This window comes from Streptomyces sp. iso_384, from assembly GCF_056172905.1.
The window spans coordinates 5276597-5300092 of sequence record NZ_JBWBTT010000001.1 but is presented as its reverse complement, the minus strand read 5'-3'; the positions used below and the strand labels follow the sequence as shown (position 1 = coordinate 5300092).

Annotated in this window: 20 protein-coding genes and 1 pseudogene; 13 read left to right on the top strand and 8 right to left on the bottom strand. The window is 74.6% G+C overall.

The annotated features are described in order from the left end of the window. Positions 1-142: 142 nt before the first annotated feature. The 4 genes from tdh (at position 143) to AC0VY3_RS23780 (ending at position 3590) form a co-directional block, all read left to right on the top strand. Complete coding sequence (gene tdh, locus AC0VY3_RS23795) at positions 143-1171, top strand: L-threonine 3-dehydrogenase (protein ID WP_103511932.1); 1029 nt, start codon at positions 143-145, stop codon at positions 1169-1171. 68 nt (positions 1172-1239) lie between these two features. Beyond that, a complete protein-coding gene (locus AC0VY3_RS23790) occupies positions 1240-2439 on the top strand; it encodes a glycine C-acetyltransferase (protein WP_103511931.1) in 1200 nt (399 codons plus the stop codon). A gap of 46 nt (positions 2440-2485) precedes the next feature. Then, positions 2486-3409: a LysR family transcriptional regulator gene (locus AC0VY3_RS23785; protein ID WP_103511930.1), complete on the top strand. Its 924-nt coding sequence runs from the start codon at positions 2486-2488 to the stop codon at positions 3407-3409. A gap of 52 nt (positions 3410-3461) precedes the next feature. Further along, positions 3462-3590 carry a hypothetical protein gene (locus tag AC0VY3_RS23780; protein WP_475550541.1) on the top strand — a complete coding sequence of 43 codons (129 nt, stop codon included), beginning with the start codon at positions 3462-3464 and terminating at the stop codon, positions 3588-3590. 270 nt (positions 3591-3860) lie between these two features. On the opposite strand, the gene AC0VY3_RS23775 is transcribed toward AC0VY3_RS23780, so the two are convergent. Together AC0VY3_RS23775 and AC0VY3_RS23770 are read right to left on the bottom strand one after the other, a co-directional pair. Then, positions 3861-6542, bottom strand: coding sequence for an ABC transporter permease (locus AC0VY3_RS23775; RefSeq protein ID WP_475550540.1), 2682 nt, complete (start codon positions 6540-6542; stop codon positions 3861-3863). 26 nt (positions 6543-6568) lie between these two features. Continuing rightward, positions 6569-7267 (bottom strand): ABC transporter ATP-binding protein, encoded by a 699-nt coding sequence (locus tag AC0VY3_RS23770; RefSeq protein ID WP_475551726.1) that lies wholly within the window; start codon positions 7265-7267, stop codon positions 6569-6571. Between the two features lie 179 nt (positions 7268-7446). Here AC0VY3_RS23770 and AC0VY3_RS23765 point away from each other — a divergent pair, with 179 nt between their 5' ends. Both AC0VY3_RS23765 and AC0VY3_RS23760 read left to right on the top strand, forming a co-directional pair. Beyond that, positions 7447-8679 carry a sensor histidine kinase gene (locus AC0VY3_RS23765; RefSeq protein ID WP_103507003.1) on the top strand — a complete coding sequence of 411 codons (1233 nt, stop codon included), beginning with the start codon at positions 7447-7449 and terminating at the stop codon, positions 8677-8679. Then, positions 8667-9326, top strand: coding sequence for a LuxR C-terminal-related transcriptional regulator (locus AC0VY3_RS23760; RefSeq protein ID WP_086778155.1), 660 nt, complete (start codon positions 8667-8669; stop codon positions 9324-9326). Before AC0VY3_RS23765 ends, AC0VY3_RS23760 begins: the two co-directional genes overlap by 13 nt. 47 nt (positions 9327-9373) lie before the next feature. Here the strand turns inward: AC0VY3_RS23760 and AC0VY3_RS23755 are convergent, their stop codons facing one another. Further along, complete coding sequence (locus tag AC0VY3_RS23755; protein ID WP_103507004.1) at positions 9374-9766, bottom strand: VOC family protein; 393 nt, start codon at positions 9764-9766, stop codon at positions 9374-9376. Between the two features lie 77 nt (positions 9767-9843). Here AC0VY3_RS23755 and AC0VY3_RS23750 point away from each other — a divergent pair, with 77 nt between their 5' ends. Beyond that, on the top strand, positions 9844-10485 hold the full coding sequence (locus AC0VY3_RS23750; RefSeq protein ID WP_181010689.1) for a nucleoside/nucleotide kinase family protein: 642 nt from the start codon (positions 9844-9846) through the stop codon (positions 10483-10485). A gap of 119 nt (positions 10486-10604) precedes the next feature. After that, positions 10605-11753, top strand: coding sequence for an aminopeptidase P family protein (locus tag AC0VY3_RS23745; protein WP_103507006.1), 1149 nt, complete (start codon positions 10605-10607; stop codon positions 11751-11753). 37 nt (positions 11754-11790) lie between these two features. On the opposite strand, the gene treZ is transcribed toward AC0VY3_RS23745, so the two are convergent. Then, the gene (treZ, locus tag AC0VY3_RS23740) at positions 11791-13551 is read right to left on the bottom strand and encodes a malto-oligosyltrehalose trehalohydrolase (RefSeq protein WP_103507007.1); all 1761 of its coding nucleotides are present in this window, start codon (positions 13549-13551) and stop codon (positions 11791-11793) included. A 212-nt stretch (positions 13552-13763) separates the two neighbouring features. Between treZ and AC0VY3_RS23735 the strand changes: the two genes are divergently transcribed. Next, positions 13764-15182 (top strand): GH1 family beta-glucosidase, encoded by a 1419-nt coding sequence (locus AC0VY3_RS23735; protein ID WP_103507008.1) that lies wholly within the window; start codon positions 13764-13766, stop codon positions 15180-15182. A 14-nt stretch (positions 15183-15196) separates the two neighbouring features. Then, complete coding sequence (locus AC0VY3_RS23730; protein WP_103507009.1) at positions 15197-16327, top strand: alpha-L-fucosidase; 1131 nt, start codon at positions 15197-15199, stop codon at positions 16325-16327. Here AC0VY3_RS23730 and AC0VY3_RS23725 read toward each other — a convergent pair. The 3 genes from AC0VY3_RS23725 to AC0VY3_RS23715 all read right to left on the bottom strand — a co-directional run bounded on the left by AC0VY3_RS23725 (position 16299) and on the right by AC0VY3_RS23715 (position 18683). Beyond that, on the bottom strand, positions 16299-17210 hold the full coding sequence (locus tag AC0VY3_RS23725; RefSeq protein ID WP_103507010.1) for a GNAT family N-acetyltransferase: 912 nt from the start codon (positions 17208-17210) through the stop codon (positions 16299-16301). The genes AC0VY3_RS23730 and AC0VY3_RS23725 overlap by 29 nt on opposite strands. A gap of 250 nt (positions 17211-17460) precedes the next feature. Further along, positions 17461-17706 carry a hypothetical protein gene (locus tag AC0VY3_RS23720; protein ID WP_103507011.1) on the bottom strand — a complete coding sequence of 82 codons (246 nt, stop codon included), beginning with the start codon at positions 17704-17706 and terminating at the stop codon, positions 17461-17463. Beyond that, entirely contained in the window at positions 17703-18683 is a 981-nt protein-coding gene (locus AC0VY3_RS23715; protein ID WP_103507012.1) for a GNAT family N-acetyltransferase, read from the bottom strand. Before AC0VY3_RS23715 ends, AC0VY3_RS23720 begins: the two co-directional genes overlap by 4 nt. A 141-nt stretch (positions 18684-18824) precedes the next feature. On the opposite strand from AC0VY3_RS23715, the gene AC0VY3_RS23710 reads away from it, so the two are divergent. The 3 genes and pseudogenes from AC0VY3_RS23710 (at position 18825) to AC0VY3_RS23700 (ending at position 21078) form a co-directional block, all read left to right on the top strand. Next, complete coding sequence (locus tag AC0VY3_RS23710) at positions 18825-19562, top strand: FHA domain-containing protein (RefSeq protein WP_475550539.1); 738 nt, start codon at positions 18825-18827, stop codon at positions 19560-19562. A 143-nt stretch (positions 19563-19705) separates the two neighbouring features. Continuing rightward, positions 19706-19996: pseudogene (locus AC0VY3_RS23705) on the top strand (LysR family transcriptional regulator); the annotation flags it as partial. Positions 19997-20043: 47 nt separating this feature from the next. Next, positions 20044-21078: a cytochrome P450 gene (locus AC0VY3_RS23700; protein ID WP_475550538.1), complete on the top strand. Its 1035-nt coding sequence runs from the start codon at positions 20044-20046 to the stop codon at positions 21076-21078. 25 nt (positions 21079-21103) lie between these two features. Here AC0VY3_RS23700 and treY read toward each other — a convergent pair whose 3' ends face one another. Continuing rightward, positions 21104-23482, bottom strand: a complete 2379-nt coding sequence (gene treY, locus AC0VY3_RS23695; protein WP_103507502.1) for a malto-oligosyltrehalose synthase — start codon at positions 23480-23482, stop codon at positions 21104-21106. Positions 23483-23496 lie beyond the last annotated feature (14 nt).

Sequence of the window (23496 nt, the reverse complement as noted above, 5' to 3'; positions counted from 1 at the left end):
TTTCGAGATGCTCCGTCCCGTCCCGCCGAACCCCCACCATGGTGGGTGACACCCAAGATCCACCCCGGGCCGCAGGGTTCCTCCGACATGCCCCGAGGCCCGGGGTATCCACTTCGCGTACCGACGTCAGGGAGCCGCAGCCGTGAAGGCACTCGTCAAGCAGAAGGCCGAACCCGGACTGTGGCTGATGGACGTGCCGGAGCCGGAGTACGGCCCCACCGACGTCCTGATCAAGGTCCTGCGCACCGGCATCTGCGGCACCGACCTGCACATCCGCGCCTATGACGGCTGGGCCCAGCAGGCGGTCACCACCCCGCTGGTACTCGGCCACGAGTTCGTCGGCGAGGTCGCGGCCCTCGGCTCCGACGTCGCCGACATCACGGTCGGCGACCTGGTCAGCGGCGAGGGCCACCTCGTCTGCGGCAAGTGCCGCAACTGTCTGGCCGGCCGCCGCCACCTCTGCCGCTCCACCGTCGGCCTCGGCGTCGGCCGGGACGGCGCGTTCGCCGAGTACGTGGTCCTGCCCGCGTCCAACGTGTGGGTGCACCGCGTCCCCGTCGACCTCGACATCGCGGCGATCTTCGATCCGTTCGGCAACGCCGTGCACACCGCGCTCTCCTTCCCGCTGGTCGGCGAGGACGTCCTGATCACCGGCGCGGGCCCGATCGGCATCATGGCCGCCGCCGTCGCCAAGCACGCCGGCGCCCGCAACGTGGTCATCACCGACGTCAGCGAGGCCCGCCTCGCCCTCGCCCGCAAGGTCGGCGTCAGTCTCGCCCTCAACGTCGCCGACCGCACCATCGCCGACGGACAGCGCGAGCTGGGCCTGCGCGAGGGCTTCGACATCGGCCTGGAGATGTCCGGCCGCCCCGAGGCGATGCGCGACATGGTCGCGAACATGACGCACGGCGGCCGGATCGCGATGCTCGGCCTGCCCGCCGAGGAGTTCGCCGTCGACTGGTCCCGCATCGTCACCTCGATGATCACCATCAAGGGGATCTACGGCCGCGAGATGTACGAGACCTGGTACGCCATGTCCGTCCTGCTGGAGGGCGGCCTCGACCTCGCCCCCGTGATCACCGGCCGGTACGGCTTCCGCGACTTCGAGGCGGCCTTCGACGACGCCGCGAGCGGCCTCGGCGGCAAGGTCATCCTCGACTGGACCGTCTGACCGTCTGACCGTCTGACCGTCTGACCGTCTGATCTTCGAGCTTCTCCTCGCATCCTTAAGGAATCCGCATGTTCGACTCCGTACGCGACGATCTGCGCACCACCCTCGACGAGATCCGCGCCGCCGGGCTGCACAAGCCCGAGCGCGTGATCGGCACCCCGCAGTCCGCGACCGTGGCCGTCACCTCCGGCGGACGCGCCGGCGAGGTCCTCAACTTCTGCGCCAACAACTACCTCGGCCTCGCCGACCACCCCGAGGTCATCGCCGCCGCCCACGAGGCACTGGACCGCTGGGGCTACGGAATGGCCTCGGTCCGCTTCATCTGCGGCACCCAGGAGGTCCACAAGGAGCTGGAGCAGCGGCTCTCGGCCTTCCTCGGCCAGGAGGACACGATCCTCTACTCCTCCTGCTTCGACGCCAACGGCGGAGTCTTCGAGACGCTGCTCGGCCCGGAGGACGCGGTCATCTCCGACGCCCTCAACCACGCCTCCATCATCGACGGCATCCGGCTCTCCAAGGCCAAGCGCCACCGCTACGCCAACCGCGACATGGCCGACCTGGAGACGCAGCTCAAGGAGGCGTCCGGGGCGCGCCGCCGCCTCATCGTCACCGACGGCGTCTTCTCCATGGACGGCTACGTCGCCCCGCTCCAGGAGATCTGCGACCTGGCCGACCGCTACGACGCCATGGTCATGGTCGACGACTCGCACGCCGTCGGCTTCGTCGGCCCCGGCGGTCGCGGCACGCCCGAACTGCACGGAGTGATGGACCGGGTCGACATCATCACCGGCACCCTCGGCAAGGCGCTCGGCGGAGCCTCCGGCGGTTACGTCGCGGCCCGCGCGGAGATCGTCGCCCTGCTGCGCCAGCGCTCGCGCCCGTACCTCTTCTCCAACTCCCTCGCCCCGGTCATCGCCGCCGCCTCCCTCAAGGTCATCGACCTGCTGGAGTCCGCCGGCGACCTGCGCGAGCAGCTGGCCGCCAACACCGAGCTGTTCCGCACCCGGATGACCGCGGAGGGCTTCGACATCCTGCCCGGCGACCACGCCATCGCCCCCGTCATGATCGGCGACGCGGGCAAGGCCGGCCGGATGGCGGAACTGCTCCTGGAGCGCGGCGTGTACGTGATCGGTTTCTCGTACCCCGTCGTCCCGCAGGGCGCGGCCCGCATCCGGGTCCAGCTCTCGGCCGCGCACTCCACCGCCGACGTGAACCGCGCCGTGGACGCGTTCGTCGACGCGCGGGCCGCCCTGGACGCGGAGGCGTAACCGCTCACCGGATCGGGTACTCGCCCCGACCTGGGACAATGGGCACATGATCGATGCGCGGCGGCTGCGAATCCTCCGTGCGGTGGCCGACCACCGCACCGTGACCGCGGCCGCCGCCGCGTTGTACCTGACGCCCTCCGCCGTCTCCCAGCAGCTCGCCGCCCTGGAGCAGGAGACCGGCCACCGCCTCGTCGAACGCGGCGCGCGCGGCGCCCGGCTCACCGCCGCCGGGGAGATCCTGCTCAGCCACACCAATGTGGTCCTGGCCCAGCTGGAACGGGCCGAGGCGGAGCTGGCCGACTACAGCGCGGGCGTCGCCGGTACGGTCACGGTCGCCGCGTTCGCCACCGGCATCGGCCTCGTCCTCGCCCCCGCCCTCACCGAGCTGGCCCGCACCGCGCCCGGCATCCGGGTCAAGGTCCAGGACGCGGAGGGCGACGCGAGCGTCCCGATGGTCCTGGACCGGCAGGTCGACGTGGCGGTGGCCGTCGAATACCGGGGCGCGCCCGCCGAGGACGACCGCCGCCTCACCCGCGTCCCGCTGTACTCGGAGCCGTTCGACGTGGTGCTCCCGGTGCACCACCGGCTCGCCGACCAGGCCCAGGTGCCGATCGCCGACCTGGCGAAGGACCAGTGGATCGGACAGTATCCGGGCAACCCCTGCCATGACGTGGTGGTCCTGGCCTGTGAGTACGCCGGGTTCGCCCCGCGCCTCGAACACTCGTCGGACGACTTCCATGCCGTGGTCGCCCTGGCCGGGGCGGACGCCGGAGTGGCCCTGGTGCCCCGCTCCGCGCTGCGCGGGATGGAACTGACCGGGGTGGTCGTCCGCCCGGTCGAGGGCAGCGCCCCCACCCGCCGGGTCTTCGCGGCCGTACGGCAGGGGGCCGAGGGCCATCCGCTGATCCGGCCGGTGCTGGACGCGATGGAGGCGGTGGCCGTACGGGAAGCGGGGCTGGCCCGCGCCTGAGCGCCCGTCCCCGGTCGGCGGGCCCGGCCCGTGCCCGACCTCGGTCAGGACCGTGTGGACCGAGGCCGCCATCACGGCCATGCCGAACATCGCGATCAGCAGCGTACGGACCCGGGTGGCGGAGGCCGCGATGTCCCCGTGGACGGCGAATCCGGCCCAGGTGGTCCAGAAGGCCAGGTAGAGGATCCCGTACAGGCCGGGATCCGCCGGCTGCGGGCCGTCGTGCGGCAGATGGGCCGGCTGTCCCGCCCGGCGACGACGACGAGATCGAAGAACAGCTCGTTCCAGCCGGCGTGCCGCTCGGCGGGCGCGGCACTCCCCGAGGACTCCTCGGCCTCCATGGACCCATGGTCATCGGACGGTGTCCGGCCGCGCCTCGGCTGCGGGCCGAATGGCGACGGGGCGGGGCCAGGGGTGGCCGTCCGCCACCCGTGACCCCGCCCCGTCTTCCTCACCGCACCCCGCGCCCCAGGACGAAGCGTCCGCCCGACGCGCCCGGGACCAGCGTTCCCGCCGCCGCGGCGAGCGCCACCGCCCCCGCGATCACTCCGTAGTGCGCCGGCGGGAGGTACGGGGCCGTGCCCGCCACCGAGACGGCGAACGCGGTCAGCGGGACCGCGGCCACCGCCGTGCCGATCACCAGCCCGGCGACCGTCACCAGGCCGGTCTCCAGCACCAGCATCCGCCGCAGCTGCCGACGGCCCGTGCCGACCGTCCGCAGCAGCCGGAACTCGCCCCGGCGGCCGATCGTGATCAGCGCCAGCGTGCTCACCACGGCCAGCAGCGCGAAGCCGCCGATCACGCCTACGCCGATGACGATCATGGCGTTGTCCTCGTCCGGGACCGGCGGAGCGATCCTGACGTCGTCGGCGGTGGCGGCCCGCACCGCCACCCCGCCGCCGTACGGAGCCAGCGCCTTCCGCACGTCGGTGACCGCGTCGGCCCCGGCCCCGGACCCGGTCCGGATCAGGACGACCTGGTCCCGCGCCGCCGAGACATGGCCCGCCAGCGCCTCGCGCGGGAAGAGGAACTCGCCCAGGCCCAGCTCGTGTCCGTACACCGCGACGACCCGGGGCTCCACCCGCGTACCGTCGCCGAGCCGCAGCGCCACCCGGTCCCCGGGGCCGACACCCAGGCTCTTCGCCCGGTCCGCCCCGACCGCGACCGCGTCCCGCCCCGTGAGCCGGTCCAGGTCGCCCGCCGTGACCCGGGGGTCGAGCGTGCCGGACAGGCCGCGCGCCTCCACGCCCAGCACGGGCAGCCGGGTCAGCACCGGTTCGCCCGCCTCCCGGTCGGCCAGGACGACCGCCGAACGCAGCACCCCGGTCGCCGCCGTGACCCCCGGCGCCTCCCGCACCGCCCGGGCCACCCCGGCGGGCAGGCCCGCCGCACCGCCCGTCGCCACCAGGTCCGCCCGCAGCGCGGCGGACGCCTGCTGGTCGGAGGCCCGCTCCAGCGTCGGCCCCGCGGCGAGCTGCACACAGACGAACGCGACCACCAGCACGATCGGGGTGAAGGCGGTGGCGAGCCGCCGGGTGTGCGCCGAGGCCGCCCGCTCGGCCAGGAACCCCGAGACCCCGCCCGCCCGGCGCAGCGGACGGCCCAGCACTCCCAGGGCGATCCGGGCGATCCGGGGCCCCAGCAGGGCGACCGCGATCACCAGCGACAGCGCCGCGCCCGAGGCGGCGGCGCCCGCCGCCTGACCGCTCTGCGTCGTCGCCACGCCCGCCGAGCTGACCCCGGCGAAGGCCAGCACCACGCCCGCGACCGTGCGGAACCGTCCGGGCCCGCTCGGCTCGTCCGCCGTCGCCGCACCCAGCGCGGCGGCGGGCCGCAGCCGGGTGATGGACCGGGCGGCGAGCATAGCGACCGGCCGCGCGAGCAGCGCGACCAGCAGCCCGCCGGCCAGCGCGGCGGCGGGCGGCAGCCACCACGGCACCGGCAGCGGAAGCGTCCCGGTGGTCAGCAGCGCACGCATCGCGAGCCCCAGCGGTACGGCCCCGAGCCCGCCCAGCAGCGCCGCCAGCGCGGAGACCCGGCCCGCCTCACGGCCGATCGCGGACCGGAGCTGACGGGGCGAGGCACCGACCGCCCGCAGCAGCGCCAGCTCCCCGGATCGCTGATGGATCGCCTGGGACAGCGTCGAGGCGATCACGAGGAGCGCCACCATCAGCACGGTCCCGCCGATCGACCCGAGCAGGGCCAGCCGGTCGCCGCGCCCGCCGAGCGCGTCCACCTGCTCGGCCTCCCCGCGCTCCGCCCCCGTCAGCACCCGTACGCCCCGGTCGGATCCGGCGACGCCCGCGTTCTCGGGCAGCACCGTGCCGATCGCGTCGCGCAGCGCCTTCGGCGCGACGCCCGGCTCCGCGATGACACCGATCGCGTCGATCCGGCCCGGGTGCCCGGCCAGGGCGGTCAGCCGGGGCTCGGTGAAGAACACGGCCGGGGGACCGTCGCCGCCGTGCCCGGTGCGGGCGATGCCGCTGACGGTGTACGTCCGGGCGGTCCCGTCGGCCCGCAGTACGATCCGCTCGCCCGGGGCGGGGCCGTCGGCCGCCAGGCCGCCGTCCAGGACGACTTCGGTCGCGTCCCGCGGGGCCCGCCCCTTAGCCAGTTCGTACGGGGTGAGTGCGGCGGACGGCCAGGAGCGGCCCACCGCGGGCCGCCCGTCGCCGGTGGCCACCGGCACGGAGTCGTCCGCGACGGCCTTCGCCACCCCGTCGGCCCCGGCCACGGCGGCCAGCACCGAACGGTCCAGCCGGGCCCGCTCGGGCAGATACGCCGTCGCCGTCTGCGGTTCGCCGCCCCAGGGCTTCGCGGTGTACGACACCTTCTGGTCCGCCGCCACCATCGCGTCGGCGCCCGCGTACCGCTGCACCGGTGGCGCGGCCACCAGCAGCGAGCCGACGACGAACGCGAACGCGCCGATCAGCGCGGCCGCCGCGCCCGTCGCCACGATCACCGCCGCCCAGGCCCGCCGGTGCGTGGCCAGCGACCGCCGGGCCAGGAACGCCGACGCCCGCCGCGACCCCCGCCGTACGCCCCGCGCCTCCCGGGCCGCCGTACCCGTACGCTCCCGTGCCGCGGAGGAACCGGAACGCGTCCCGGTGGGCTCCACCGCAGCGGACTCCATCGGAGCCGACCTCATCGCACGCGACTTCATCGCAGCCGGCCGCCGTCCATCGTCAGCACGGTGTCCGCCCAGCTCGCCGCCACCGGATCATGGGTGACCATCACGACCGTGCGGCCCTCGATCCGTACGGCGTCCCGCAGCAGGGCCAGCACCAGCGCCGCGGACTCCGGGTCGAGCGAGGCGGTCGGTTCGTCCGCGAAGATCACCTCGGGCTCCGTCACCAGCGCCCGGGCCACCGCGACCCGCTGCTGCTGGCCGCCCGACAGCGTCGGGGGCCCGTCGCCGCCGCGCCCCGCCAGACCCACCCGGGCCAGCAACTCCCGCCCCCGCGCCAGGACCTCGGGTCCGCACGGATCCGCACCGCCCAGCACCAGCGGCAGCACCACGTTCTCCTCGATGGACAGCGACGGCACCAGATTGAGCGCGTGCGACTGGAAGACGAACCCGATCCGGTCCCTGCGCAGCCGGGTCAGCGCCGCCTCCGAGAGCGACCCGAGATCGATGCCGGCGATCCGCACCGTCCCCGAGGTCGGCCGGTCCAGGCCTGCCGCGATCTGGAGGAAGGTGCTCTTGCCCGAACCCGAGGGGCCGACCACGGCGGTGAAGCTCCCGGCCGGGACCGTACAGCTGACCGCGTCGAGCGCCGTCGTCCACCGGCTGCCTCCGCGCCGCCCGTAGCTCCGGCTCACCCCCTCAAGACCGAGCGCGGCCGCCTGCTCCACCATCGTCGTGCGCACTGTTCGCCTCCACCGTCCACATACCGTTTGACCTGCTAGAACGCTATGAGCCGGGGCGCGGCCGGGCGAGGGTGCGCACTACCGGACCGGGGGTGGAGCCAGCTGCACCCCCGGCCGGGGGCCCGCCCCCCTCCGGCGGTGGGCCCGCACCCGTACCGTGGGCTGCCATGAGCAGCTCCCCGTCCGCCCCTCTCACGCTCGCCGTCCGGCGTTCCTGGGACGCCTCGCGCTATCTCTTCCTCGGCATCGGGATCGCGATGCTGACCTACCTCGGCGCGTTCCTGGTGGTGGCGGCCCTCCTGTTCGCCGTCGCGATCATCGGGCTGCCCGCCCTGCCGGAGGCCGCCACGCTGCTGCGCCGGGCCGCCGGGGCGGAGAGCCGCCGGGCGGCGGCCCGGCTCGGGCCCGGACACCGGCCGGCCTCCTACCCGCCGCCGCCCGGCGGTGAGTTGTCCGAACGGGTCCGGTGGACGCTCACCGACCGGACGACCTGGCGGCTCGCGCTCTGGCTGCCCGTGCAGACGCTCTTCGGGATGGGGCTCGGCTATCTCGCGATGGTCCTGTGGCCCGTCGCCCTGCTGGTGGACGGGATCGTCCTGCCGGTCGTGGGACTGGTGGACCGGCTCCGGGCCGACGAGTACGGCACCGAGCCGCCCGAGCGGCCGGGCTGGGCGCTGCGCTGGCATCCGGTGCTGGCCGACCTCTCGGCGGGCTGGACGCTGGCCCTGCTCGCCCCGCCGCCGGCCGCCGAACTCACCGAACGGATCGCCCACCTCACCGAGAGCCGGGCCGGTGCGGTCGCCGCGCACGGGGCCGAACTGCGGCGCATCGAACGCGATCTGCACGACGGCGCCCAGGCCAGGATCGTCGCCCTGTCGATGCGGATCGGGCTCGCCAAACAGCTCCTCGACCGCGACCCGGCCGCCGCGCGGGCCCGCCTGGACGAGGCGCAGGACGGGGCGGACGCCGCGCTCGCCGAGCTGCGGCACGTGGTGCGCGGCATCCACCCGCCGGTGCTGACCGACCGTGGACTGGCCGGTGCGGTACGGGCGTTGGCCGCCGACGTCGCCGTACCCGTCACGGCGGACCTGGACGCGGTGGAGGACGGCCGGCGGCTGCCCGCCGCGATCGAGGCCGCCGCCTACTTCGTGGTGGCCGAGGCGCTCACCAACATCAGCAAGCACAGCGGCGCCACCGCCGCCCGGGTCCGCATCGACCGGCCCCCCGGCCTGCTGCGGGTGTCCATCGGCGACGATGGTCGCGGCGGCGCGGACGAACGCGCCGGCAGCGGGCTGGTGGGCATCCGGCGGCGGGTCGCCGCACTGGACGGCGCCACCCGCGTCAGCAGCCCCGCCGGGGGGCCGACGGACATCGAAGTGGAGCTGCCGTGCGGATCGTGATCGCCGAGGACAACGCCCTCCTGCGCGAGGGCCTGATCCTGCTGCTCACCAGCTCCGGACACGAGGTGGTGGCCGACGCGGCGGCCGGCCCGGAGATCCTGCCCGCCCTGCTCGAACACCGCCCGGACGTCGCCGTCCTGGACGTACGGCTGCCGCCCACCTTCCGTGACGAGGGCCTGCGGGCCGCGCTCGCCGCCCGCGCCGAACTGCCGGACCTGCCGATCCTGGTCCTCTCGCAGTACGTCGAGGAGACGTACGCCGCCGAGCTGCTCGCCCAGGGCGCCCGGGGCATCGGCTATCTGCTCAAGGACCGGGTGGGCCGGGTCGAACAGTTCCTGGAGGCGCTGGACCGGGTGGCGGCGGGCGGCACCGCGCTCGACCCGGAAGTCGTCTCCCAGCTCCTCACCCGCAAGTCCTCGGCGGGCCCGCTCCAGAGCCTCACCGCCCGCGAGCGCGAGGTCCTGGAACACATGGCTCAGGGCAAGGCCAACGGCACCATCGCCGCCGAACTCACCGTCTCCGAAAGAGCGGTGAGCAAGCACATCGGCTCGATCTTCGCCAAGCTCGGCCTGGAGCCGGACGACGGCACCGTCCACCGCCGCGTCCTCGCGGTGCTGGCCTACCTGGAGGGCCGGGGCGGGCACTGACCCGGGCCGGAGCGGGGGCGGACGGGCCCGGACGCGGGCGGACGGGCTCAGGCGGCCGGCTGGAGCAGGTCCCAGCGGTTGCCGTACAGGTCCTCGAAGACCGCGACCGAGCCGTACGTCTCGTGCCGGGGCTCCTCCAGGAACCGCACCCCGGCCGCGCTCATCCGCGCGTGGTCGGCCGCGAAGTCCTCGGTGTGCAGGAAGAAGCCGACCCGGCCGCCTGTCTGCGCCCCGACGGCCGCGGTCTGCGCCTCGTCCTTCGCCCGGGCCAGCAGCAGCCCCGTTCCCGAGGCCGCCCCGCGCGGGCGCACCACCACCCAGCGAGTGCCGTCGCCCCGGTCGGTGTCCTCCACCGGCTCGAAGCCGAGGGCGTCGCGGTAGTACGCGAGCGCCTCGTCGTAGTCGCGGACGACCAGGGTGACCAGGGCGATGTGGGACATGGCGAGGGAGTCCTTCCAGCGATGAGGTTATACGTAACACTAACGCCGGAGCTCCCCGCCGCCGCACAATGCCCCGCATGGACATCGTGGACGGTACGAGCAACGGCGGCCTCGCCGCACTGACGGACCGGGCCCGCGCGCTCGCGGACGCCGGACAACGGCGCGTCCTCGGGATCGCCGGCCCGCCCGGAGCCGGCAAGTCCACTCTCGCGGACCGGCTGGTCGCGGCCCTGGACGGACGCGCCGCCCTCGTCCCGATGGACGGCTTCCACCTCGCCGCCGCCGAGCTGGACCGCCTGGGCCGCGCCGACCGCAAGGGCGCGCCGGACACCTTCGACGCGGCCGGGTACACGGCCCTGCTGCGGCGGCTGCGCGACCCGGACCCGGAGCACGCGGTCTACGCGCCCGCCTTCGACCGGTCGCTGGAGGAGCCGGTCGCCGGTGCGCTGCCCGTACCGCCGGACGTGCCGCTCGTCGTCACCGAGGGCAACTACCTGCTGCTCGACGAGGGGCCGTGGGCGCCGGTGCGCGGGCTGCTGGACGAGGTGTGGTTCCTGGAGCTCGACCCGGAGGTCCGGGTGCGCCGCCTCGTCGACCGCCATGTGCGCCACGGCAGGCCCCGGCCGGACGCCGAGGAGTGGGTGGCCCGCTCCGACGAGGCGAACGCCCGGCTGGTGGCGGGCGGCCAGGACCGGGCCGACCTGGTCGTGCGCCTCTGACCCGCCGGGCGCTCCCGGAACCCGGCCGGGGCGTCCGACACACGCCGGCAAGCCGGTCGCGTACGCCCCGCCGGGCGGGCAGGATGCTGTGTGCCGTGTCGCACCGCCAGGAGGCCCCGATGTCCAGCCCGACCCCGTCCGCCCAGCAGCCCGTCCCGCCCGTGCCCTTCACCGCCGACGACTACCGGGCCCGGATGGCACGGGCCGCCGAGTCCGCCGCCGAGGCCGGGCTCGCCGGGGTGATCGTCGCGCCGGGCCCCGACCTCGTCCACCTCACCGGCTACCGCCCCGTGAGCACCGAACGCCTCACGCTCCTCGTGCTCCGGGCCGGCCAGGACCCGGTCCTGGTGGTCCCGACCCTGGAGGCCCCCGACGCGGCCGCCGCCACCGGGGCGCCCGCCCTCACCCTGCGCGACTGGACCGACGGCAAGGACCCGTACGCGGTGACCGCCCCGCTGCTGGACGCCGAGGGCCGCTTCGGCGTCAGCGACAACGCCTGGGCGATGCATCTGCTGGGCCTCCAGCGGGAGTTGCCCGGCACCTCCTACGCCGCGCTCACCGAGGCCCTGCCGATGCTCCGCGCGGTGAAGGACGCGGCCGAGCTGGAACGGCTCGCGGCCGCCGGCGCCGCCGCCGACGCCACGTACGAGGAGATCCTCAAGGTGCGCTTCTCCGGCCGCCGGGAGGTCGACCTGGCCACCGATCTCGCCGCGCTGCTGCGGGAGTTCGGGCACTCCCAGGTCGACTTCACCGTCGTCGGGTCCGGTCCGAACGGAGCCAACCCGCACCACGAGGCGGGCGAACGCACCATCGAGCGCGGCGACATGGTGGTCCTCGACTTCGGCGGGCTGAAGCACGGCTACGGCTCCGACACCTCCCGTACGGTCCATGTCGGCGAGCCCACCGCCGAGGAGCAGCGGGTCCACGACATCGTCCGCGAGGCCCAGCAGGCGGGCTGTGCCGCCGTCCGGCCCGGCGTCGCCTGCCAGGAGATCGACCGGGCGGCCCGCGCGGTGATCACCGAGTTCGGCTACGGCGAACGGTTCATCCACCGCACCGGCCACGGCATCGGCGTCACCACCCACGAGCCGCCCTACATGATCGAGGGCGAGGAGCAGCCGCTCGTGCCCGGCATGTGCTTCTCCGTGGAGCCCGGCATCTACCTCCCGGGCCGCTTCGGCGTCCGGATCGAGGACATCGTGGCGGTCACCGAGGACGGCGGGCGGCGGCTCAACGCCACCGCCCGCGAACTGGCCGTCGTGGAGTAGGCGCGCCTGCAAGGGAGTTCGGGGTGTTCAAGGGCGTTCAGTCGTCCGCCAGCACCACGCACGACTCCGGCGGCAGATGCAGCACCCCGTCCGCCCCCGGCGCCTCCACCGGCTCCCAGGCCGCCAGCACCCGTCCTCCGGAACGGCGGTGGCGGCCGAGGCCGAGCGGGATCGCCGCCGGCCTGTCGGCCAGGTTCACCGCGACCCGCAGATCACCCCTGCGGTACGCGAACCACCGCGCGTCCTCGTCGAACGCGGTCTTCACCGACGCCAGGTCGGGGTCGTGCAGATCGGGCAACGTACGCCGCAGCGCGATCAGTTCGCGGTACCAGGCGAGCAGCCGTGCGTGCGGTTCGCGCTCCGGCTCGGTCCAGTCGAGGACCGAGCGGTCGCGGGTCGCCGGGTCCTGCGGGTCGGGGATCTCCTCCTCGTCCCAGCCGTGCGCGCCGAACTCCCGTCGCCTGCCGTTGCGTACGGCCTCGGCCAGCTCCGGCTCCGTATGGTCGGTGAAGAACTGCCACGGGGTGCGCGCCCCCCACTCCTCGCCCATGAACAGCATCGGCGTGAACGGACCGGTCAGCACGAGCGCGGCGGCGCACGCCTGGAGGCCGGGGGAGAGGGAGGCGGCGAGGCGGTCGCCGAGCGCGCGGTTGCCGATCTGGTCGTGCGTCTGCGCGTATCCGACGAAGCGGTGCGCCGGGGTACGGGACACGTCGACCGGGCGGCCGTGGGTCCGGCCCCGGAAGCTGGACCACGTCCCGTTGTGGAAGAACGCCGACGTCACCGTCTTGGCGAGGGCGGCGAGCGGGGCGCGGGCGAAGTCGGCGTAGTAGCCCTGCGACTCGCCGGTCAGCGCGGTGTGCAGGGCGTGGTGGAAGTCGTCGTTCCACTGGGCGTGCAGCCCGAGGCCGCCCGCCGGGCGCGGAGTGGTGGTGCGCGGGTCGCAGAGATCGGACTCGGCGATCAGCCCGAGCGGCCGCCCCAGCTCCACCGCCAGCGCGTCGACCGCCGTCGACAGCTCCTCCAGGAAGGTCAGCGCCCGGGTGTCGGCCAGCGCGTGCACCGCGTCCAGACGCAGCCCGTCGAGCCGGTAGTCGCGCAGCCAGGCCAGCGCGCTGCCCAGCAGGAACGCCCGCACCTCGTCGGAGCCCGGCGCGTCCAGATTGACCGCCGCGCCCCACGGGGTGTGGTGGGTGTCGGTGAAGTACGGTCCGAAGGCGGGCAGATGGTTGCCGGACGGGCCCAGGTGGTTGTGGACGACGTCCAGGACCACCCCGAGCCCCAGCCCGTGCGCCGTGTCGACGAAACGCTTCAGCCCCTCCGGTCCGCCGTACGGCTCGTGCACCGCCCAGAGCGAGACGCCCTCGTAGCCCCAGCCGTTGACCCCCGGGAACGGGCAGAGGGGCATCAGCGACACATGGGTGACGCCCAGCTCCGCCAGATGGCCCAGTCGCGCCGCCGCCGCGTCGAACGTGCCCTGCGGCGTGTACGTCCCCACATGCAGCTCGCACAGCACCGCCCGGTTCAGCCGCCGCCCCGCCCACCCGTTGCGCCAGGCGTACACCTCCTGGTCGACGACCGCGCTCGGGCCGTCGGGCCCGTCCGGCTGACGCCGCGACCGGGGGTCCGGCAGCAGCGGCCCGTCGTCCACCCGGAACCCGTACCGGTCCCCGTCGGCCGCCTCCGCCTCGGCCGTCCACCAGCCATCGCGCCCCGCGTCACGCTCCATCGGGGACCGGACGTCCGCCGCCTCCAGCACGACCGAGTCCGCCTCGGGGGCCCACACCTCGAACTGCATCCACCACTCCTCGTCCCTGGGCGGGGCGCGCACGGCCGGCGGCCGGGCTTCACGCTCCACGCGACAGGCTCTGTTGCCGCCCGCCACCGGCGATTAAGGTCTGGTCCTGATCATTGCCCGGCGCGTTGCCGCTCATACGGATTTCGCGCACCCGTACTGGTTGTGCCGACACGTGACGGTTCCGCTCATACGCACGGCTGCTGGAGGCCGCGATGACCCTGCCGATGTTCCCGCCCGGCTTCCTCTGGGGAGCCTCCGCCTCCGCCTTCCAGACCGAGGGGGCGGTGGACGCGGACGGCAAGGGCCCCTCCGGCTGGGACGCCTTCGCCGCCCAGCCGGGCCGGATCAAGGACGGCACCGACACCACCCGGGGCACCGGCTTCCACGCCCGCTACCGCGAGGACGTCGCCCTGCTGGCCGGGCTCGGCGCGGACGCCTTCCGGTTCTCCGTCAGCTGGCCCCGCGTGGTGCCCGGCGGCAGCGGAGCCGTCAACGCCGACGGGCTCGACTTCTACGACCGGCTCGTCGACGAGCTCTGCGCCCACGGCATCACCCCCGCCCCGACCCTCTACCACTGGGACACCCCGCTCCCGCTGGAGGAGGCGGGCGGCTGGCTCGACCGGGACACCGCCCACCGCTTCGCCGAGTACGCGGGCATCGTCGCCGAACGCCTCGCCGACCGCGTCCCCATGTGGATCACGATCAACGAGCCCGCCGAGGTCACGATGCTCGGCTACGCGCTCGGTGAGCACGCCCCGGGCCGCACCCTGCTCTTCGACGCCCTGCCCGCCGCCCACCACCAGCTCCTCGCCCACGGCCTCGCGGTCCGCGCCCTGCGCGCGGCGGGCGCGGACAACATCGGCGCCGCCCTCTCGCACGCCCCGGTCTGGACGGCCGGGGACACCGACGAGGACCGCTTCGGCGCGGAGTTGTACGACACGCTCACCAACTGGCTCTTCGCCGACCCGATTCTGACCGGACGCTACCCGGACGAGGGGCTCGCCGCCCTGATGCCGGGGCCGGTCGCCGACGACCTGAAGGTCATCTCCACCCCGCTCGACTGGTACGGCGTCAACTACTACAACCCGACCCTCGTCGGAGCGCCCCGGCCCGAAGCCCTGGACACCTTCTCCGGCTTCACGATGCCCGCCGAACTTCCCTTCGGGATCCGGGAGATCGAGGGGTACGAGAAGACCGGATTCGGCTGGCCCGTGGTCCCCGAGGGCCTCACCGAGATCGTCACCTCGCTGCACACCCGCTACGGCGACCGCCTCCCGCCGCTGTACATCACCGAGAACGGCTGCGCCCTGGAGGAACCGCACGCCGACGACCGCCGCATCGCCTATCTGGAGAGTCACCTCACCGCCCTGCGCTCGGCGATGGACGCCGGGGTGGACGTACGCGGCTACTTCACCTGGTCGCTCACCGACAACGTCGAGTGGACGGAGGGCGTCTCGCAGCGGTTCGGCCTCGTCCACATCGACTACGAGACGCTGGCCCGTACGCCGAAGGCCTCGTACGCCTGGTACCGCGACCTGATCCGCGCACAGAAGCGACAGGAGCAGCGACAGGAGCAGCCGCGGAAGCGGAACCCGGCGGTCGAGGGGGCTTACGCGACACCGCCCGAATGATCGATACTCCCGCCATGGTCGCTTCATGGTGGTCCCGGGCCCGACTGGGGATCTTCGTTCACTGGACACCCGCCTCCGTCCCCGGCTGGGCCCCGCCCTACGTCCCCGTCGGCGAACTCCCGGCGGCGGGCCGGCGTGCGCCGCTGGGCTGGACCTCGTACGCGGAGTGGTACGAGAACGCGCTCCGCTTCCCCGGCTCCCCGGTCGCCGCCCACCACCGCGCCACCTACGGCACCCGCCCCTACACCGACTTCGGCCACGACTTCGAGGACGGGCTCGCCGGCTGGGACCCGGCGGCCTGGGCCCGCTCCTTCCGCGAGGCGGGCGCCGGATACGCGGTCCTGGTCACCAAGCACCACGACGGGTTCTGCCTCTGGCCCTCCGAGACGGAGAACCCGCACCGCACCGGCTGGCACACGACGCGGGACGTGGTCGGCGAGTTCGCCGAAGCCGTACGGGCCGAGGGCCTGCGCTTCGGCGTCTACTACTCCGGCGGGCTCGACTGGACCTTCGACGACCGGCCCATCGGCACCGCGGCCGACATGTTCTCCGCCGTGCCGCGCGGGAGGTACCCCGCCTACGCGGACGCGCAGCTGCGGGAGCTGATCCGCCGCTACCGGCCCGACATCCTCTGGAACGACATCGCTTGGCCCGCCTCCGCCGCCGAGATCCGCTCACTGGTCGACTTCTACCGCTTCACCGTCCCGCACGGTGTCGTCAACGACCGCCTGCTGCCCTACGCCCCGCACTGGCGGGGCCTGAACCTGCCGGGCGCGAAGGCGCTGTACAACTGGTGGGACCGCCGGACGGTGGCGCAGGGCGAGGGCTTCGTCCCGCGCACACCGCCCGTCTTCGACTTCCGCACCCCGGAGTACGCCCGCTACGAGGGCTCCGACCCGTACGAGATCACCCGGGGCGTCGACCACAGCTTCGGCTACAACCGGGCCTCGGGGGCCGACGCCTTCATCGGCCGCGAAGCACTCACCTCACTGGTCCGCGACACGGCGGCCGACGGCGGGAACGTCCTGCTCAACGTGGGGCCGCGCGGCGAGGACGCGACGATCCCCGCCGAGCAGCGCCTCCGCCTGGAGTGGCTGGCCGAGGAGGCCGGGGCCCTCACGCCAGATGGACCCACTCCTGCGTGACGGGGTACCCGGCGCGGGCGAACGCGGCGGCCATCGGCGCGTTCCCCTGGTCCGTCGCCCCCGCGACGAACTCCGCGCCCTGCTCGACGAGGAAGCGCGTGCACTCCACCAGCAGGTCGTAGCCGTAGCCGTGCCCGCGGGCCTCGGGGACGACCCCGATGAAGCCGACGCAGGGCCCCGACGGGTTGTGCGCCGGCACCTGGATGCCCGCCACCTCTCCGTCCGGGGTGTACGCGAGCCGCCACCACTCCCGCGGCGAGGGGCACCAGTGGAAGAAGTCCAACTCCTCCTGGGCCGCTGCCTCCAGGCCGCCGGGACCTTCGATGGCCTTGCGGGCATGGGCGTCGAGCGTGGCCGAGTGGACGCGGCGCAGCACATCGAGGATGACGGCGTCGTCCGGTTCCGGGCGGTAGGTCAGCCGGCCCGTCCGCTCGGGCAGCGGGCAGTCGGGGGTCCAGCGATAGCGGTAGCGCTCGACCAGCGGCTTCATCCCGGCCGCCGTCGCGGCGGCGACCCGCTCCTCGACGGCGGCCCGCGCCGCCGGGTCGTCCCGCCATCCTGCGGGCGCGATCAGTTCGTACTCCTTGTCGAACGGGGCGCGGCGCAGGAGTTCGGCGCCCGCCTCCGCCTCCCCGTCCGCGAAGTCGAACCAGTTGAGCACGACCGGCTCGGTGTCGTCGGGCCCGCCCCACCAGGCGGCCCTGGCGATCACGGTGTTCTCGCGAAGCGCGACCCAGGACCAGTCGGGGCGGTACTCGCCGCCGTCGGCCGTCGAGGTGTAACCGTGGCCGAAGGCGGCCCGGCCGACGAAGGGGCTGTCCTGGAACGTGGTGAAAAGTGCGGCGTCGCTCGGGGTGAGCGCGCGGATGACCAGATCGGTCATGAAGGTGTCCTCCGGGACGGAATGCCGCGCTCCCGGTCAGACGAGGTCCGACACCGCCCGGCGGACGGGGCGGGAGCGCGAGAAAGATGTACTGCGGATGGTGGTGCGGCTGTTCCCGCGCATGTCTCTCGCCTCCTTCCACGACGGGCGTCGGATGTCGATGCCGACCCTAGCCAACGTCGACGCCCGCCGTCCACCGCATATCCGGCGAGAATCCGGGATCCTGCCTCCGGGGCGTGCCCGAGGCCCCTCACTCCCGGTCGCGGCTCCGGCGCTGCAACGCCTCGCGGCGCTTGCGGAGCGCGGCCTGCCGACGGTGGGCGGCCTTGCGCTCGCGGGCCCGGCGCCGGTCCTCGGGCGTGCGGTGCTTGCGCGGGCTGACGAAGACGACCATCGCCAGCCCGCCGAGGACCAGAAGCACCAGGAGCGCGACGAGCACGCCCAGGACCGTGACGCCCACCGGTTCGTCCGCCGCCAACGCCGACCACGCGTTCATCCGGTGCGCTCCTCGCTCTTCTCCGCGTCCCAGACCATATTGAACGCCCGCTCGAAGGTGACGTACCCGAGACGCTCGAAGGACCTGGCCATCGGTACGTTGCCGAGATCGGTCGCCGCCCGGATCCGCTCCACGCCCTCGGCCGCCAGCACCCGGGTGCCCTCGGCGAGGAGATCGTCGATGTACCCGTGGCCGCGCCGGGCGGGCAGCACCCCGATGTACGCGATGATCGGGTGGTAGTTGTTGCGGGCCGGGATCACGAAGCCGACCGGTTCGCCGGTGGGCAGTTCGGCGATCCGCCACCAGGCCATCGGGGTCGAGTACCCCGCCAATTCCTCGTCGTAGTGCTTCTCGGCCGCCGCGCGGGCGTCGAGCCCGGACGCCAGGTCCTCCTGCCCGTGGGCGTCGAGGGTGCCTTCCATCACCGGCGTCATCAGCGCCAGCAGGTCCTCCCGGCCGGTGACCTGACGGAACACCAGCCGGCCGGAGTCCCCGGGCACCGGCGTACCGGCCCGCCACTCCAGCCGCAGCCGCTCGACCAGCATCCGCGCCCCGGTCGCCGCCACCGCCGCGATCCGGGCCCCGACGACCTCCCGGGCCACCGGGTCCCCACGCCAGTCCGGCGGTACGAACCGCCCGTACTCCGGCCGCCGCGCACCGGCCGGGACCACGGCCTCCGTCGCCGTCTCCAGCAGCCCGACGCCGATCTCGACCCGCTCCGGGACGGGCAGGGCGTCGTCCAGGTCGAAGAAGTCCAGCGCCAGCGGATCGCCGCCCGGCGCGTTCGTCCACCAGGCGGCCCTGGCGACGACCCGCTCGCCGTCCAGGGCGACCCACATCCACTCCGGGAGGCGGCGTCCGGTGGCGAGATCGTCGGCCAGCTCGTGGTCGAGAACATACGAAAGGCGGCTGAACAGGCCGAGTTCGCCGGGTCCGGACAGCGGACGGATCGTCGGGCGGGATGGCGCAGGGGACACACGGTCTCCTCGTGGTGGATGAGCGGCAGACCCTAGCAAGGGGGCCCGGGGCCGTCGCGTGAGGAAGCGGCGCAGGTCAGCGCGGGAGGTAACAGGGTCTCGTCTGGACACTCCGGCCCCTTCGGCCCGACAATCGTCCACGTGACATCCTCCTTCGAGTTCCACGCGAGTCCCGCGCGGCTGTCGGACGCCCAGCGCGACCGTGTTCTCGGCCTGCTCAGAGAGGGTGCCGCCCAGGGCAAGTTGTCGCACGACACCTTCATGCGGCGCATGGAGCTCGCCCTCGTCGCCCGCCGCCCCGAGGAGCTGGCGGCCCTCACCTCCGACCTGGACGGCGGCGGCCGCTGGTCCCAGGGCCTGGTCCGGGCGGTCGGCGGGATCTCCGCCTTCCCCGGGCGACTGCGCCGCGCCTGGCAGACCGAGCGGCTCCCCAAGCTGCTGCTCCCCGCGCCCGGCCCGCATCCGCTGCTCATCGGCCGCGACCCGGCGAACGGGCTGCGCCTCAACCACGAGACGGTCTCCCGGCTGCACGCCGAACTCTCCGCGCAGAACGGCCGCTGGGTGCTGCGCGACCTCGGCTCCACCAACGGCACCTGCGTCAACGGCCAGCGGCTCGTCGGCTCCATTCCGGTGCGCGACGGCGACCAGGTGAGCTTCGGCCGGATGAGCTTCCGGCTCACCGCCCCGGCCCCCCGCCCGCCCGAGTCCCGGCCGTCCGCCGCCCGCCCGCCCGAACTGCCGCCGCACGCACCACGGCCGTCCGCCGCCGCCCCGTCCCAGCTCCCGCCGCACGCCCCCGAACCCCCGTCGAACGGGCCCGGCCGCCCGGAGCAGGGCTCCGACCGCCCGCCGCAGGGTCCCGGCCTCCCGTCCGCCTGATTCCGGCCGCCCGCCGCGAGGTCCGGGCGTCCCGTCCGTCCGGCGCGGCCTCTCGCCCGGCCGACCCCACGCCGGGACGCCGGGCCCGTGCCCGGCCCGGGCTTCAGTGCTGCTGGTGCAGTCCGCGTCCGGCCGGCGTCAGGAACACCTCGACCGCGATCCGGATGGCGGCGGCCGGGGTCGGGGTCTCCACCGCACCCGGCCACACCGTCCGCGGCGCTCTCGGCGAGAACTGCGCGGTCCTGAGCGTCGACCCGCCCTGGCTGCGCGCCCTCGCCGTCTTCTCCCGCGTCCCCCTGACCGGGGCGGCGGCCGCCTTCACCGAGCTGCTCGCCACCCTGCCGGTCACCGGGATACGCCCTCCGCACCCCACCGCCGCCTCACCCGAACGGGCGTACGTCGACTGCGGCGCGCCCCCGGCGGTGGTCCCCTGAGAGAACGCGCGTCGGCAGCCGGCGCACCGATGTCCAGGGGGTGTGAGATGTCCGTCGAACGCCCCGAATCCCTGCCCGCCGCCCGCCGTCCGCACCGGCTCGCGGGCGGGCAGCCGGGACTGCTGACGCCGGGGGCCACGACGGATCCGTACCGGCTGCGTCTCTACCGCCTGCTGCGCACGCACTACCCCCTCGGCTACGACCCGGGCCTCGGCGCCTGGCTGCTGAGCCGGTACACGGACGTGGCCCTGGCCCTCACCGACCCCCGGTTCACCGGCTACCCGCACGACGGCACCCCGCGCGGCCGGGCGCCCGTCCCGCTCGGCCTCTGCCGGGGCAGCCTGGTCTGCCGCCCGTCCGCCGTGCCGTGGAGCGCCGCCGCACCCGCCGTCGAGCGGACCGCGTACGTCCTGGCCCGCCGGATCGCCGGGCGCGAGCGGGCGGACCTGGTCGCCGACTTCTGCCGGTGGCTGCCCGCCGGGGCCGCCGCCGCGGCGGCGGGGCTCTCCTACCCGGACCTGAGCACCCTGCCCCGGCACGCCTTCCAGCGGCGGACCGGCGGGGCGGCCGACGACTGCGCCGGGCCCACCGCACTCCGCGAACACGCCCTCGCCTCGTTCCTGGCGAACATGCTGGACGACCCCGACCTGCTGGCCGCCGCGACGGCCGTACCCGGGACCGGAGCAGGGCCCGGCACGCTGCTGGGCCGGGCCTGGACCGAGACGCTGCGCCGCGATCCGCCCGTCCAGATCGTGCTGCGCCGCACCCGTACCGAGGTGACCGTCAGCGGCGGCACGCTTCCCGCCGACGCGCCCGTCGCGTGCCTCATCGGCGCGGCGGGCCGCGATCCGGCCCGGTTCGGCGCACCCGACCGTTTCGACCCGCTGCGCACCGACGCCGACCCGCTGCTCATCGGCCCGGCCGGTTGCCCCGCCGCGCTCCTCGGCAGACTGGAGGCCGAACACGGCCTGCGCGCCCTGCTGACGGCGATGCCCGGCATCCGCTGGGCCGAGGGCTTCCGCCCGGTGGCGGGCGGCCTGCTGACCCGGGGCCCGCGAACCCTGCTCGTACGCCCGTCCTGACGGGCGGGGCCATGGCCCCCGGTCGTCAGTCCCGCACCCGCCGCAGCAGTGCCACCGGCCGCTCGGCGAACAGCTCCGCCGCCGCCACCGCGCCGCCCGGGAACTCGCGGCCGGGTGTGGCCGACAGCAGATCCCGCCAGGGCCCGTCGGCCGGCAGCTCCAGCACCGAGTCCCGCCAGCCGCCGCCCTCGGCCAGCCGCAGCGACAGCCGGGTCACCGCCGTGACCACCTCGCCCGACCGGCAGAACGCGTGCAGATGGGAGGCGGCCGGACCATCGGCCGTCAGCGGCACGTACGTACCCGACTCGCCGAACGCGTCCGGCAGTTCGCGCCGCAGCCCCAGGGCGACCGCCGTCAGCGCCTGCTTCTCGTCCGGTACCTCGGGCCGCCGGAACGGCCGCCGGTTGTCGGGGTCGACCAGGGCCAGGTACTCGCTCTCCGTGCCCTGGTAGAGATCCGGCACGCCCGGCATCGTCAGATGCACCAGAGCCGCCCCCAGCACCTGGGCCCGCACATGCGGGGCGAGCGCGTCCGCGAACTCGGCGATCAGCGTCCGAGCCACGCCGGATCCGTCGCCCGGACCGGCGGCGACGAACTCCGACACCGCCCGCTCGTACGCCGGATCCGGCTCCGTCCAGCTGGTGAAGAGGCCCGCCTCGCGCACCGCCTTCAGCAGGGCCGGCTCCAGCCGCTCGAACAGCTCCTCGGCCGGCAGCCCCGCGCAGCCGTACGCCGACTGCCAGGCCGCCCACGCCAGTTGTGGATCCGGGGCAACGACGGCGGTCGCCGCCGTCAGCTGCGCCACCAGCGCCGCCCACCGCTCAGGGCACTGGGTCAGCACCGCGATCCGGGCCCGGACGTCCGCGCTGCGCTTGGTGTCGTGCGTGGTCAGGACCGTGCCGGTGGCCGGCCGGTCGCGGGCGGTCCGGGCGGCGAAGGCGTGGAACTCCTCCGGCGACACCGCCGGCCGTTCCGGGGCTCCGCCCACCTCGGTGGCCGAGGTCAGGGGTACGTACCGGTAAAACGCCGTGTCCTCCACCGACTTGGCGTGCAGCGCGGACGCGGTCTGGGCGAACCGGGCGCAGAACGCGGCCTGTTCCTCCCCGCCGCCGAGCCGCCCGAGCGCCAGATCCCGTACGACGTCGACGGCCGCCGCCTCCTCCGGCACGGAGAACACCGCCTTCGCCTCCCGCACCGCCTCGTCGGTCAGCGTCTCCCGGGCGATCCTGGTCGGCGGCTCGCCCGCCGTGACGTACGGGCGGTAGACCGGGACCCGTACCAGCAGCTCCCGCACCGCCGTCCGCAGCGCCCACGGCGCGTGGTCGCGCAGCGCGGGGTCCCGGTCGCAGATCCCGGTGGCCTGCCGGGTCAGCCAGGCCGTCTCTGCGGCCAGCTCATGGGCCGCCACCCGGTACGCGGCCCGGCGTACCGTGGCCGTCCAGTCGCCGCCCCGGTCGGCGGGCGGGCCCGCGAACTCCCGGTAGTGGCCGAGCAGCTCCGCCGCGCCGGAGGGATCGGTGAACAGCCCGTCGATCCGGTGCAGCGCGTCGTACCCGGTGGTGCCCGCGACCGCCCAGTCCGCCGGGAGGCGCTCGTCGCCGGTGAGGATCTTCTCCACCACCGTCCAGCGGCCGCCGGTGGCCTCGTTCAGCCGTTCCAGATAGGCGGCGGGCGCGGCGAGGCCGTCCGGATGGTCGATGCGCAGGCCGTCCAGCACTCCGTCGTGGAGCAGTTCGAGGACCTTGGCGTGCGTGGCGTCGAAGACCTCCGGATGCTCGACGCGCACCCCGATCAGCTCCGGGACGGTGAAGAAGCGCCGGTAGTTCAGCTCGGTGCGGGCCAGCCGCCACCAGCCGAGCCGGTAGTGCTGGGCATCCAGCAGCTCCGGCAGCGGAAGGCCCGCGGTGTCGGCGCGCAACGGGAACTCCAGGTCGTGGTAGCGCAGCACCTCTCCGTCGGCGTCCACGGCCAGGTGCTCCAGCTCCCGGCCGAGCGGCCCGGCGAGCACCGGCAGCAGGACCCGGTGGCCGCCCGCCGCCCAGTCGATGTCGAACCAACGGGCGTACGGGGAGGCCGGGCCCTCGCGCAGCACCTCCCACAGCTGGTGGTTGTGCCGGGGCGAGGCCGCCATGTGGTTGGGCACGATGTCCAGGACCAGACCGAGCCCGTGCTCGCGGGCGGCCGAGGCGAGCGACCGCAGCCCCTCCTCACCGCCCAGCTCCGCCCGGACCCGGCTGTGGTCGACCACGTCGTAGCCGTGCCGGGAGCCGGGGACCGCCTCCAGCACGGGCGACAGATGGAGGTGCGAGACGCCGAGCTCGGCGAGGTACGGCACGGCCTTCTCGGCGGCGGCGAACGGGAAGTCGGGCTGGAGCTGAAGCCGGTACGTGGCGGAGGGCGTCATGGATCTCTACGTAC

Bases quoted from the DNA above. Each gene is read 5' to 3' on its own strand.
- AC0VY3_RS23790 (WP_103511931.1), top strand. From the start codon at position 1,240: ATGTTCGACTCCGTACGCGACGATCTGCGCACCACCCTCGACGAGATC.
- AC0VY3_RS23785 (WP_103511930.1), top strand. From the start codon at position 2,486: ATGATCGATGCGCGGCGGCTGCGAATCCTCCGTGCGGTGGCCGACCAC.
- AC0VY3_RS23775 (WP_475550540.1), bottom strand. From the start codon at position 6,542: ATGGAGTCCGCTGCGGTGGAGCCCACCGGGACGCGTTCCGGTTCCTCC.
- AC0VY3_RS23770 (WP_475551726.1), bottom strand. From the start codon at position 7,267: ATGGTGGAGCAGGCGGCCGCGCTCGGTCTTGAGGGGGTGAGCCGGAGC.
- AC0VY3_RS23765 (WP_103507003.1), top strand. From the start codon at position 7,447: ATGAGCAGCTCCCCGTCCGCCCCTCTCACGCTCGCCGTCCGGCGTTCC.
- AC0VY3_RS23755 (WP_103507004.1), bottom strand. From the start codon at position 9,766: ATGTCCCACATCGCCCTGGTCACCCTGGTCGTCCGCGACTACGACGAG.
- AC0VY3_RS23750 (WP_181010689.1), top strand. From the start codon at position 9,844: ATGGACATCGTGGACGGTACGAGCAACGGCGGCCTCGCCGCACTGACG.
- AC0VY3_RS23745 (WP_103507006.1), top strand. From the start codon at position 10,605: ATGTCCAGCCCGACCCCGTCCGCCCAGCAGCCCGTCCCGCCCGTGCCC.
- treZ (WP_103507007.1), bottom strand. From the start codon at position 13,551: ATGCAGTTCGAGGTGTGGGCCCCCGAGGCGGACTCGGTCGTGCTGGAG.
- AC0VY3_RS23735 (WP_103507008.1), top strand. From the start codon at position 13,764: ATGACCCTGCCGATGTTCCCGCCCGGCTTCCTCTGGGGAGCCTCCGCC.
- AC0VY3_RS23730 (WP_103507009.1), top strand. From the start codon at position 15,197: ATGGTCGCTTCATGGTGGTCCCGGGCCCGACTGGGGATCTTCGTTCAC.
- AC0VY3_RS23725 (WP_103507010.1), bottom strand. From the start codon at position 17,210: ATGACCGATCTGGTCATCCGCGCGCTCACCCCGAGCGACGCCGCACTT.
- AC0VY3_RS23720 (WP_103507011.1), bottom strand. From the start codon at position 17,706: ATGAACGCGTGGTCGGCGTTGGCGGCGGACGAACCGGTGGGCGTCACG.
- AC0VY3_RS23700 (WP_475550538.1), top strand. From the start codon at position 20,044: ATGTCCGTCGAACGCCCCGAATCCCTGCCCGCCGCCCGCCGTCCGCAC.
- treY (WP_103507502.1), bottom strand. From the start codon at position 23,482: ATGACGCCCTCCGCCACGTACCGGCTTCAGCTCCAGCCCGACTTCCCG.